General features: G+C 64.2%; 6 protein-coding genes and 3 rRNA genes. All 9 read left to right on the plus strand.

The features are described 5' to 3' along the window. Positions 1–186 precede the first annotated feature (186 nt). The gene (gene argC / locus ACTJJZ_RS01705) at positions 187–1,263 is read left to right on the plus strand and encodes an N-acetyl-gamma-glutamyl-phosphate reductase (RefSeq protein ID WP_440719428.1); all 1,077 of its coding nucleotides are present in this window, start codon (positions 187–189) and stop codon (positions 1,261–1,263) included. Next, entirely contained in the window at positions 1,260–2,417 is a 1,158-nt protein-coding gene (gene argJ, locus ACTJJZ_RS01710; RefSeq protein WP_440719429.1) for a bifunctional glutamate N-acetyltransferase/amino-acid acetyltransferase ArgJ, read from the plus strand. The genes argC and argJ overlap by 4 nt, the downstream gene beginning before the upstream one ends. Next, positions 2,414–3,313: an acetylglutamate kinase gene (argB, locus tag ACTJJZ_RS01715; protein WP_440719430.1), complete on the plus strand. Its 900-nt coding sequence runs from the start codon at positions 2,414–2,416 to the stop codon at positions 3,311–3,313. Before argJ ends, argB begins: the two co-directional genes overlap by 4 nt. Then, on the plus strand, positions 3,310–4,545 hold the full coding sequence (locus ACTJJZ_RS01720) for an acetylornithine transaminase (protein WP_440719431.1): 1,236 nt from the start codon (positions 3,310–3,312) through the stop codon (positions 4,543–4,545). The genes argB and ACTJJZ_RS01720 overlap by 4 nt, the downstream gene beginning before the upstream one ends. Next, positions 4,542–5,474 (plus strand): ornithine carbamoyltransferase, encoded by a 933-nt coding sequence (gene argF / locus ACTJJZ_RS01725; protein WP_440719432.1) that lies wholly within the window; start codon positions 4,542–4,544, stop codon positions 5,472–5,474. Before ACTJJZ_RS01720 ends, argF begins: the two co-directional genes overlap by 4 nt. Beyond that, positions 5,471–6,895 carry an argininosuccinate lyase gene (argH, locus tag ACTJJZ_RS01730; RefSeq protein ID WP_440719433.1) on the plus strand — a complete coding sequence of 475 codons (1,425 nt, stop codon included), beginning with the start codon at positions 5,471–5,473 and terminating at the stop codon, positions 6,893–6,895. The genes argF and argH overlap by 4 nt, the downstream gene beginning before the upstream one ends. 623 nt (positions 6,896–7,518) lie before the next feature. Further along, positions 7,519–9,043: ribosomal RNA gene (locus ACTJJZ_RS01735) — 16S ribosomal RNA — on the plus strand. A 416-nt stretch (positions 9,044–9,459) separates the two neighbouring features. Continuing rightward, a 23S ribosomal RNA gene (locus ACTJJZ_RS01740) occupies positions 9,460–12,563 on the plus strand. Positions 12,564–12,671: 108 nt separating this feature from the next. After that, positions 12,672–12,788: ribosomal RNA gene (gene rrf / locus ACTJJZ_RS01745) — 5S ribosomal RNA — on the plus strand. The 16S, 23S and 5S rRNA genes sit together here, the layout of an rRNA operon. Positions 12,789–12,832: the final 44 nt, after the last annotated feature.

Genomic DNA, 12,832 nt, shown 5'->3' on the forward strand with positions numbered 1-12,832 from the left:
CGCCCTGGTGGGCGGGATCGTCGTGGAGCGACGCCGTTCGGGCGACCGCCGACTCTAGGCGACCCCGCGCTCCCGCGTCGCACGCGGTCGAGTGCCGGTGTCGCCGCCTCCGGCCCGACCTCTGCTCTCCTGTCGCGCGCCGTCTTCAAGGGCGTCGTCGGCAGACCCGACCGTTAAGGTGGAAGCATGACGTACACCGTCGCCGTCTCCGGCGCATCCGGTTATGCGGGCGGCGAGATCCTGCGCCTGCTCGCCGACCATCCCGACATCGAGATCCGCACCGTCACGGCGCACTCGAACGCCGGGCAGCCGCTCTCCGAGCACCAGCCGCACCTGCGCTCGCTCGCCCATCTCACGCTGCAGGACACCACCCCCGAGATCCTCGCCGGCCACGACATCGTGTTCCTCGCGCTGCCGCACGGACAGTCCGGGCAGTACACCGACGCGCTCGGCGACGTGCCGCTCGTGATCGACGCCGGCGCCGACCACCGTCTCACCTCGCAGTCCGCGTGGGACGCGTTCTACGGCGGTGACTTCCACGAGCCGTGGAGCTACGGCGTGCCCGAGCTGCTCGTGAACGGCGCCCACCAGCGCGAACGGCGAATCGTGAAGCAGCGCGAGCAGCTCCGCGGCGCGACCCGGATCGCCGCCCCCGGCTGCAACGCGTCCACGGTCAGCCTCAGCCTCGCCCCGGGTGTCGCGGCGGGCGTGATCGACCCGTCCGACATCGTGAGCGTGCTGGCCGTCGGCCCCTCCGGCGCCGGCAAGAGCCTGAAGCCGCACCTGCTCGGCAGCGAGATCCTCGGATCCGCGAACCCGTACGCGGTCGGCGGCACGCACCGGCACATCCCGGAGATCCGCCAGGCGCTCGCGGCCACGGGCGCCGCCGCCCCCGACGACATCCGGATCTCCTTCACCCCCGTCATCGTGCCGATGGCGCGGGGGATCCTGGCCACCTCCACCGCGCCGATCGTGCCGGGCGCGACCGACGCGGAGATCCGCGCCGCCTGGCAGAGCGCCTACGGGGACGAGACCTTCGTGCAGCTGCTGCCGGAGGGATCCGTGCCGCGCACCGCCGACGTGCTCGGCGCGAACACCGCCCTGATCGGCCTCGCGATCGATCGCGCCGCCAACCGGGTCGTCGTCGTCACCGCGGTCGACAACCTGGTCAAGGGCACCGCGGGCGCCGCCATCCAGTCCATGAACATCGCGCTCGGTCTCGAGGAGACCACGGCGCTCTCGATGAACGGAGTCGCCCCGTGAGCGTGACCGCACCCCAGGGGTTCGAGGCGGCCGGAGTCGCTGCCGGCCTGAAATCCACCGGCAAGGCCGATGTCGCCGTGGTCGTGAACCGCGGCCCGCGCAAGGTGGGCACCGCGGTGTTCACGAGCAACCGGGCCAAGGCGAACCCGATCATCTGGTCGCAGCAGGTCGTCGCCGACCGCACCGTCGAGGCGGTCGTGCTGAACTCGGGCGGCGCGAACTGCTTCACGGGCTCGTTCGGGTTCCAGACCAGCCACCTCACCGCCGAGAAGGCAGCCGACCTGCTCGGGGTGAGCGCCGGCGACATCGTGGTCTGCTCCACCGGGCTCATCGGCACCGGCGACGACGTCTTCCGCGGCAAGGTGCTCGCGGGCGTCGAGGCCGGGATCGCGCAGCTGAGCGCCGACGGCGGGCAGGCGGCCGCCGAGGCGATCATGACGACGGACACCGTCGCGAAGACCGTGGTGGTGAGCCGGGACGGCTGGACCATCGGCGGAATGGCCAAGGGCGCCGGAATGCTCGCGCCGGGCCTGGCCACGATGCTCGTCGTGCTGACCACCGACGCCGACCTCGACGCGGCGGACGCGGATGCGGCTCTGCGTCGCGCGACCGGCGTCACGTTCGACCGGCTCGACTCCGACGGCTGCATGTCCACGAACGACCAGGTGACGCTCCTCGCCAACGGCGCGAGCGGGATCCGGCCCGACCCGGACGTCTTCGCCGCGGCGCTGACCGAGGCCGCCGACGAGCTCGCGAAGAAGCTCCAGGGCGATGCCGAGGGGGCGAGCCACGACATCACGATCGTCGTCCAGGGGGCGGCGACCGAGCAGGACGCCGTGGAGGTGGGCCGGTCGGTCGCCCGGAACAACCTGTTCAAGGCCGCGATCTTCGGCAACGACCCGAACTGGGGCCGGGTGCTCGCCGCGATCGGCACCACACGGGCCGCGTTCGACCCCTACGACACGGACGTCTGGATGAACGGCGTGCGCGTCTGCACGGCCGGCGGTCCGGACCGTCCCCGCGAGGAGGTGGATCTCACCCCGCGCGCGACCGACCTGGTCATCGACCTGAAGAGCGGCGACGCGACGGCCACGATCCGCACGAACGACCTCACCCACGACTACGTCCACGAGAACAGCGCGTACTCCTCATGAGCGACCTTCAGGACACCGCACCCGAGGAAGCCGCCGTCAAGGCGCAGACCCTCATCGACTCGCTGCCCTGGCTGAAGAAGTTCCGGGACCAGATCGTCGTCGTCAAGTACGGCGGCAACGCGATGATCAGCGACGAGCTGCAGGAGGCCTTCGCGCAGGACATCGCCTACCTCCGCTACGTCGGGGTGCAGCCGGTGGTCGTGCACGGCGGCGGCCCGCAGATCTCGAACATGCTCGACCGACTGGCGATCCCGAGCGAGTTCAAGGGCGGCTACCGGGTCACCTCGACCGAGGCGATCAGCGTCGTCCGGATGGTCCTCACCGGGCACATCAACCCGCAGCTCGTGGCGAAGATCAACAGCCACGGGCCGATCGCGACCGGGCTCAGCGGTGAGGACGCCGGCCTGTTCGGCGGCCGTCGGCGCGGTGTCGAGCTGGACGGCGAGATGGTGGACCTCGGCCGCGTCGGCGACGTCGTCGAGGTGGATCCGACGCCCGTCCTGGATCATCTCGCCGCCGGCCGGGTGCCGGTCGTCTCCAGCATCGCGCCGGACCTCGATCACCCCGGCCAGTCGCTCAACGTGAACGCCGACGCCGCCGCGGCGGCCCTCGCCACCGCGCTCGGCGCGGTCAAGCTCGTGATCCTCACGGACGTCCCCGGACTGTACGCGGACTGGCCGAACCGGGACTCGCTCGTCTCGCATCTCACGACGAGCGAGCTGAAGCGCCTCCTGCCGTCGCTCGAGTCGGGGATGATCCCGAAGATGAACGCGTGCCTGGAGGCCGTGGAGTCCGGCGTGAACGCGGCGGCCATCATCGACGGACGGGTGCCGCACTCGGTGCTCGTCGAGCTCTTCACCAGCAAGGGAATCGGAACGGAGGTGGTGGCGGGATGACGTGGGAACCTGAGGGGACCTGGCGCGAGAGTGCGGACCGTGACCTGATCTTGAATGCAGGACCGCGGTTCGAGCTGCTCGTCCGCGGCGAGGGATCGCACCTGTGGGACGGCGAGGGGCGACGCTACCTCGACTTCCTGGCGGGCATCGCGGTCACCGCGCTCGGCCACGCGCACCCGGTGTTCGTCGAGGCCGTGTCCCGCCAGGCGGCCACCCTGGCGCACGTCTCGAACTACTTCGCGACGCCGCCGCAGCTCGAGCTCGCGGCGCGCCTGAAGCGCCTCGCCGGTGCCGGCGACGACGGCAGGGTGTACTTCTGCAACTCGGGGACCGAGGCCAACGAGGCGGCGTTCAAGCTCGCCCGCCTGCACGGCCTGTCGCTCGACGGCCGGCCGGAGCGTCCGCGCATCCTGTCCCTGCACAACGCGTTCCACGGCCGCACGATCGGCGCGCTCGCGCTGACCGCGAAGGCGTCCATGCGGGACCCGTTCCAGCCGCTCCCCGGGGGCGTGGAGCACATCCCGGCCACGATCGAGGCGCTCGAGGCCGCGATGGACGACCGTGTCGCCGCGCTGTTCGTCGAGCCCATCCAGGGTGAGGCCGGCGTGCTCGAGCTGCCGGAGGGCTACCTCCGCGCCGCGCGCGAGCTCACCGAGAAGCACGGGGCGCTGCTCATCGTCGACGAGATCCAGACCGGCGCCGGTCGCACCGGCGACTGGTTCGGCTTCCAGCACGAGGGCATCGCCCCCGACGCGATCACCCTGGCGAAGGGGATCGGCGGCGGCTTCCCGATCGGCGCGCTCGTCGCGTTCGGACCGGCGGCGGCGCTGCTGCAGCCCGGATCGCACGGATCCACGTTCGGCGGCAACCCGCTGGCGACCGCGGTGAGCAACGCCGTGCTCGAGGAGCTCGAGCAGGCCGGCCTGGTGCAGAACGCGCGCGTCCGCGGCGAGCAGCTGCGGCAGGCGATCGCGGGGATCGGATCCCCGCTGGTCGCCGGCGTGCGCGGGCGCGGACTGCTCATCGGGGTGGCCCTCGCCGCCCCCGTCGCGGCTGACATCGTCGCTGCGGCGCAGCGCCGGGGCCTCATCGTGAACGCCGCCAACCCGGCTTCCGTGCGGATCGCCCCCGCGCTCACGATCGGCGACGCCGAGATCGCCGAATTCATCGACCTGTTCACGGCCGCCCTCGCTGAGGTCGCGGCCACCGCCCTGACGGAGACGAACCTGTGACCCGCCACCTGCTGCGCGACGACGACCTGACCACCGCCGAGCAGACCGAGATCCTCGATCTCGCCCTCGAGCTCAAGAAGGACCGCTGGGCGGACAAGACGCTCGCAGGCCCGCAGACCGTCGCGGTGATCTTCGACAAGTCCTCCACCCGGACGCGGGTGTCGTTCGCGGTCGGCATCGCCGACCTCGGCGGGTCCCCGCTGATCATCTCGACCGCGAACAGCCAGCTCGGCGGCAAGGAGACGCCGTCCGACACCGCCAGGGTGCTGGAGCGCCAGGTGGCCGCGATCGTCTGGCGCACCTACGCGCAAGCCGGTCTGGAGGAGATGGCCGAGGGCACGCGGGTGCCGGTCATCAACGCGCTCTCCGACGACTTCCACCCGTGCCAGCTCCTGGCCGACCTGCTCACGATCCGTGAGCACAAGGGCGACCTGGCCGGGCTCACCCTCTCGTTCTTCGGGGACGGGCGCAGCAACATGGCGCACTCGTACGTGCTCGCCGGAGTCACCGCGGGCATGCACGTGCGCGTCGCCGCTCCGGAGGCGTACGCTCCGCGCGCAGACGTGGTCGAAGACGCGCACCGCCGTGCGGCGGAGACCGGCGGATCCCTCACCCTGCTCACCGACCCCGACGAGGCGGCGGCCGGCGCCGACGTGATCGTCACCGACACCTGGGTGTCGATGGGCAAGGAGGAGGAGAAGATGGAGCGGATCCGCGACCTCGGCGGCTACAAGGTCACGACCGCCACGATGGCGCTCGCGGACCCGGAGGCGATCTTCATCCACTGCCTGCCCGCCGACCGCGGCTACGAAGTCGATCCCGAGGTGATCGACGGCCCGCAGAGCGTCGTCTGGGACGAGGCCGAGAACCGACTGCACGCGCAGAAGGCGCTGCTGGTGTGGCTCATCGGGAAGCAGGACCAGCGGTGAGCGCCGCGCACGGGACGAACGCCGGCGCCCTCTGGGGCGGCCGCTTCGCCGGTGGCCCGTCGGATGCGCTGGCGGAGCTGAGCCGGTCGACGCACTTCGACTGGGTCCTCGCGCCCTACGACATCGCGGGCTCGCACGCGCACGCCACGGCCCTCGAGGCGGCCGGCTACCTCGAGGCGGACGAGGCCGCGCGGATGCATGCCGGGCTCGATGCCCTGGCCGCGCGCATCGCGGACGGCAGCCTGCTCCCGCGGCCCGAGGACGAGGACGTGCACGGGGCGCTCGAGGCGGCGCTGATCGCCGAGGTCGGCGCGGATCTGGGCGGCCGCCTGCGTGCCGGCCGCAGCCGGAACGACCAGATCGCGACGCTCGTGCGCATGTACCTGATCGACCACGCCAGGGTGATCGCCCACGAACTCCTGGGCCTGATCGACGCGCTGGTGGCCCAGGCCCAGGCGCACGAGAACGCGATCCTTCCCGGCCGTACCCACCTGCAGCACGCGCAGCCGGTCCTGCTCGCGCATCACCTGCAGGCCCACGCGTGGCCTCTGGTGCGCGATCTGGAGCGGCTCGTGGACTGGCGCGCGCGCGCCGGCGTCTCGCCGTACGGCGGGGGAGCACTGGCCGGATCCACCCTGGGGCTCGATCCCGCGCTCGTCGCCCGCGAGCTCGGGCTCGACCGTCCCGCAGAGAACTCCCTGGACGGCACGGCTTCGCGCGACGTGGTCGCCGAGTTCGCGTTCATCACGGCGATGATCGGTGTCAACCTGTCCCGGATCTCCGAGGAGATCATCCTCTGGAACACCCGCGAGTTCGGCTTCGTCACCCTCGACGACGGCTACTCGACCGGCTCGAGCATCATGCCGCAGAAGAAGAACCCGGACATCGCCGAGCTCGCGCGGGGCAAGTCCGGCCGGCTGATCGGCAACCTGTCCGGGCTCATGGCGACGCTCAAGGGCCTCCCGCTCGCGTACAACCGCGACCTGCAGGAGGACAAGGAGCCGGTCTTCGACTCGGTGCGCACTCTCGAGGTCGTGCTGCCGGCGTTCACCGGCATGGTGGCCACGCTGCGCTTCGACACCGACCGGATGGCGGAGCTCGCGCCGCAGGGCTTCTCGCTCGCGACCGACGTCGCCGAATGGCTCGTGAAGAACCGGGTTCCGTTCCGCGAGGCGCACGAGATCTCCGGATCCCTGGTGCGCGCGTGCGAGCAGCGGGGGATCGGTCTCGAGGACGCGGACGACGCGCTCCTCGCCGACGTGTCCGCGCACCTGACGCCGGCGGTGCGCGAGGTGCTCACGATCGAAGGGTCTGTGGCGAGCCGCGACGGCGTGGGCGGCACCGCGCCGGTGCGCGTGGCGGAGCAGCGCACCGAGCTCGTCGCCCGCAGTCAGGCCGCGGTGCACGCTCTCGGCCTGTGAGTCGGGCCGGCTCCGGGGGTGCGACACGCCCGGGCGGGCGCCGCGATTTGCCGGAACCCGGGGATCCGCGTAACTTATTACTTGTTCGCCCCAAGCGGTAGAGCGAAGGGCCGGAAGGCCTGACTCCCCAAGCGGCGAACAACCGCCCACCTCCTTCTCCGGAAGCTGGTTCCTCTTCGCAGGTTCGTCCTGCGGCGGGGTCGAGCGCGTGCGCTCGAAATGGTGGCCGTCCGCCAGGATCGTCGATTTGACAGACTGGCCGGGAGGGCTAAGCTTGAGAAGTTGCCTCGGAAACGAGACAGCGGATCTGGTCCAAACCTCACGGCGCGTCGATTTGACAGCCTGAGCGACACGGATAAGATAGAGAAGTTGCCCTGAAGGGAAGGCTGAGAGGCCGGAACGCAGGAGCATCCGATCCTTGAGAACTCAACAGCGTGCACTTGTCAAATGCCAATTTATTCCTCGTTCCGGTCCTTTTTGGGCTGGTTTGAGAAATTCCTTTGGATCAAAGACCAACTCCTTTTTTCGGGGTTGGCATTCGGATGAAGTCAGTTGATTTTGTCTCTTTGGTCAGTTTCAAACTCGCAGGTCGCTGGTTTTCCCTGGTGGTCCTGTTTTTTTCTTTTACGGAGAGTTTGATCCTGGCTCAGGATGAACGCTGGCGGCGTGCTTAACACATGCAAGTCGAACGATGAACCCGAAGCTTGCTTTGGGGGATTAGTGGCGAACGGGTGAGTAACACGTGAGCAACCTGCCCCTCACTCTGGGATAAGCGCTGGAAACGGCGTCTAATACTGGATACGAACTGGAACCGCATGGTTACTGGTTGGAAAGATTTTTTGGTGGGGGATGGGCTCGCGGCCTATCAGCTTGTTGGTGAGGTAATGGCTCACCAAGGCGTCGACGGGTAGCCGGCCTGAGAGGGTGACCGGCCACACTGGGACTGAGACACGGCCCAGACTCCTACGGGAGGCAGCAGTGGGGAATATTGCACAATGGGCGGAAGCCTGATGCAGCAACGCCGCGTGAGGGATGACGGCCTTCGGGTTGTAAACCTCTTTTAGCAGGGAAGAAGCGTGAGTGACGGTACCTGCAGAAAAAGCGCCGGCTAACTACGTGCCAGCAGCCGCGGTAATACGTAGGGCGCAAGCGTTATCCGGAATTATTGGGCGTAAAGAGCTCGTAGGCGGTTTGTCGCGTCTGCTGTGAAATCCCGAGGCTCAACCTCGGGTCTGCAGTGGGTACGGGCAGACTAGAGTGCGGTAGGGGAGATTGGAATTCCTGGTGTAGCGGTGGAATGCGCAGATATCAGGAGGAACACCGATGGCGAAGGCAGATCTCTGGGCCGTAACTGACGCTGAGGAGCGAAAGGGTGGGGAGCAAACAGGCTTAGATACCCTGGTAGTCCACCCCGTAAACGTTGGGAACTAGTTGTGGGGTCCTTTCCACGGATTCCGTGACGCAGCTAACGCATTAAGTTCCCCGCCTGGGGAGTACGGCCGCAAGGCTAAAACTCAAAGGAATTGACGGGGACCCGCACAAGCGGCGGAGCATGCGGATTAATTCGATGCAACGCGAAGAACCTTACCAAGGCTTGACATACACCAGAACACCGTAGAAATACGGGACTCTTTGGACACTGGTGAACAGGTGGTGCATGGTTGTCGTCAGCTCGTGTCGTGAGATGTTGGGTTAAGTCCCGCAACGAGCGCAACCCTCGTTCTATGTTGCCAGCACGTAATGGTGGGAACTCATGGGATACTGCCGGGGTCAACTCGGAGGAAGGTGGGGATGACGTCAAATCATCATGCCCCTTATGTCTTGGGCTTCACGCATGCTACAATGGCCGGTACAAAGGGCTGCAATACCGTGAGGTGGAGCGAATCCCAAAAAGCCGGTCCCAGTTCGGATTGAGGTCTGCAACTCGACCTCATGAAGTCGGAGTCGCTAGTAATCGCAGATCAGCAACGCTGCGGTGAATACGTTCCCGGGTCTTGTACACACCGCCCGTCAAGTCATGAAAGTCGGTAACACCTGAAGCCGGTGGCCTAACCCTTGTGGAGGGAGCCGTCGAAGGTGGGATCGGTAATTAGGACTAAGTCGTAACAAGGTAGCCGTACCGGAAGGTGCGGCTGGATCACCTCCTTTCTAAGGAGCATCTGGAGGCTTCGGTCTTCCAGGCGCCGGGTCGAGACCGAATGTGTCTTGCCGGTTAGCTCATGGGTGGAACATTTGACATGGCATCAGCGCAGCTGATCTTCGTTAGTACGTCGGGCCTTCGGGTCTGGTGGGAACGTGGGGATGGGTGAGCGGGGTGCCTGCACGCTGTTGGGTCCTGAGGGACCGGATGTGATCTTCGGATCGCAGCTGTTCCTCGGGCTCTTCGCCGCCGGTTTTGTGCTGGTGGGGATGAGCACCGCCCGTACTTTGAGAACTACACAGTGGACGCGAGCATCTTCGAGACGATCTTCGGATTGTCTCGTTTTGATGATCTTAAAGATCATTAGTCAATTTCGAACCGGATCCTTCGGGGTTTGGTTCCGATTCTTGATGAACTCATGTGATTTCAAGTCTTTAAGAGCAAACGGTGGATGCCTTGGCATCTGGAGCCGAAGAAGGACGTAGCAATCTGCGATAAGCCTCGGGGAACTGATAAGCGAGTTTTGATCCGAGGGTGTCCGAATGGGGAAACCCCGCTGGGCGGCGTGCCGACCTAGTGACTCCCGCCTGAATATATAGGGCGGGTAGAGGGAACGTGGGGAAGTGAAACATCTCAGTACCCACAGGAAGAGAAAACAACATGTGATTCCGTGAGTAGTGGCGAGCGAAAGCGGATGAGGCTAAACCGGGTGTGTGTGATAGCCGGCAGGCGTTGCATGCTCGGGGTTGTGGGACTTTTTGGATTGTTCTGCCGAACTTTCAGCGTTACAAGCAGGTATAGACGAACGGTTTTGAATGGCCGGTCATAGAGGGTGCGAACCCCGTAGTCGAAATGCCTGGCTTGGCGTGAAGAGTATCCCAAGTAGCACGGGGCCCGTGAAATCCCGTGTGAATCTGTCAGGACCACCTGATAAGCCTAAATACTCCCAGATGACCGATAGCGGACAAGTACCGTGAGGGAAAGGTGAAAAGTACCCCGGGAGGGGAGTGAAATAGTACCTGAAACCGTTTGCTTACAAACCGTTGGAGCCTCCTTAGTAGGGGTGACAGCGTGCCTTTTGAAGAATGAGCCTGCGAGTTAGCGATACGTGGCGAGGTTAACCCGTGTGGGGTAGCCGTAGCGAAAGCGAGTCTGAATAGGGCGATTCAGTCGCGTGTCCTAGACCCGAAGCGAAGTGATCTATCCATGGCCAGGCTGAAGCGACGGTAAGACGTCGTGGAGGGCCGAACCCACTTAGGTTGAAAACTGAGGGGATGAGCTGTGGATAGGGGTGAAAGGCCAATCAAACTTCGTGATAGCTGGTTCTCTCCGAAATGCATTTAGGTGCAGCGTTGCGTGTTTCTTGCCGGAGGTAGAGCTACTGGATGGCCGATGGGCCCTACAAGGTTACTGACGTCAGCCAAACTCCGAATGCCGGTAAGTGAGAGCGCAGCAGTGAGACTGTGGGGGATAAGCTTCATAGTCGAGAGGGAAACAACCCAGACCACCATCTAAGGTCCCTAAGCGCGTGCTAAGTGGGAAAGGATGTGGAGTTGCTGTGACAACCAGGAGGTTGGCTTAGAAGCAGCCACCCTTGAAAGAGTGCGTAATAGCTCACTGGTCAAGTGATTCCGCGCCGACAATGTAACGGGGCTCAAGCACGCCACCGAAGTTGTGGCATTGACATTAATGGTAGGCCTTCGTGGTCCAGCCGTGTTGATGGGTAGGAGAGCGTCGTGTGGCGGGTGAAGCGGCGGAGTGATCCAGCCGTGGACGCCACACGAGTGAGAATGCAGGCATGAGTAGCGAAAGACGTGTGAGAAACACGTCCTCCGAAAGACCAAGGGTTCCAGGGTCAAGCTAATCTTCCCTGGGTAAGTCGGGACCTAAGGCGAGGCCGACAGGCGTAGTCGATGGACAACGGGTTGATATTCCCGTACCGGCGAAGAACCGCCCCAGTCAATCCAGTAGTGCTAAGTATCTGAATCCCTGCGACCGGATCCTTCGGGTGATGGCGTGGGGCCTAGCGTACGACCCCATTCTGGTGCGGCTAGCGTATTAACAGGTGTGACGCAGGAAGGTAGCCCAAGCCAGGCGATGGTTGTCCTGGTGCAAGTGCGTAGGCCGAGAGATAGGCAAATCCGTCTCTCATTCAGGCTGAGACACGATGCGGATGAAAAGTGGGTGATCCTATGCTGCCAAGAAAAGCATCGACGCGAGGTTCTAGCCGCCCGTACCCCAAACCGACTCAGGTGGTCAGGTAGAGAATACCAAGGAGATCGAGAGAATCGTGGTTAAGGAACTCGGCAAAATGCCCCCGTAACTTCGGGAGAAGGGGGGCCATCCACTTATACCGCCTTGCGTGGAAAAGGGTGTGGTGGCCGCAGAGACTAGTGGGTAGCGACTGTTTACTAAAAACACAGGTCCGTGCCAAGTCGCAAGACGATGTATACGGACTGACGCCTGCCCGGTGCTGGAAGGTTAAGAGGACGGGTTAGCTTCGGCGAAGCTCAGAATTTAAGCCCCAGTAAACGGCGGTGGTAACTATAACCATCCTAAGGTAGCGAAATTCCTTGTCGGGTAAGTTCCGACCTGCACGAATGGCGTAACGACTTCCCAACTGTCTCAACCGCGAACTCGGCGAAATTGCATTACGAGTAAAGATGCTCGTTACGCGCAGCAGGACGGAAAGACCCCGTGACCTTTACTACAGCTTGGTATTGGTGTTCGGTGTGGCTTGTGTAGGATAGGTGGGAGACTTTGAAGCGGTGACGCCAGTTACCGTGGAGTCATTGTTGAAATACCACTCTGGTCACTCTGGATATCTAACTTCGAACCGTGATCCGGTTCAGGGACAGTGCCTGGTGGGTAGTTTAACTGGGGCGGTTGCCTCCCAAAAAGTAACGGAGGCGCCCAAAGGTTCCCTCAACCTGGTTGGCAATCAGGTGTCGAGTGTAAGTGCACAAGGGAGCTTGACTGTGAGACTGACAGGTCGAGCAGGGACGAAAGTCGGGACTAGTGATCCGGCAGTGGCTTGTGGAAGCGCTGTCGCTCAACGGATAAAAGGTACCTCGGGGATAACAGGCTGATCTTGCCCAAGAGTCCATATCGACGGCATGGTTTGGCACCTCGATGTCGGCTCGTCGCATCCTGGGGCTGGAGTAGGTCCCAAGGGTTGGGCTGTTCGCCCATTAAAGCGGTACGCGAGCTGGGTTTAGAACGTCGTGAGACAGTTCGGTCCCTATCCGCTGCGCGCGTAGGAAGTTTGAGAGGATCTGACCCTAGTACGAGAGGACCGGGTTGGACGAACCTCTGGTGTGCCAGTTGTTCCGCCAGGAGCACCGCTGGTTAGCTACGTTCGGGATGGATAACCGCTGAAAGCATCTAAGCGGGAAGCCGGCCTCAAGATGAGACTTCCATACCTTCGGGTGAGAGGCTCCCAGCCAGACTACTGGGTTGATAGGCCAGATGTGGAAGCGCAGCAATGCGTGCAGCTGACTGGTACTAATAAGCCGATGACTTGATAACACACCGTTCCTGGTGCTTGCGTCCACTTTGTGGTTCTCGACGTACGGTCGAAACCGCGAACACATCAAACATTCATGTTTGTGCTTGTTCGAGACACGTCAATAGTGTTTCGGCGGCCATAGCGTGAGGGAAACGCCCGGTCACATTCCGAACCCGGAAGCTAAGCCTCACAGCGCCGATGGTACTGCAGGGGGGACCCTGTGGGAGAGTAGGACACCGCCGGACTTCCTTTACCAGAAAGGCCACCCAAAGCAGGGTGGCCTTTCTGC

The organism is Microbacterium sp. 22242, from assembly GCF_052045495.1.
In the GTDB taxonomy this organism is placed as follows: domain Bacteria; phylum Actinomycetota; class Actinomycetes; order Actinomycetales; family Microbacteriaceae; genus Microbacterium.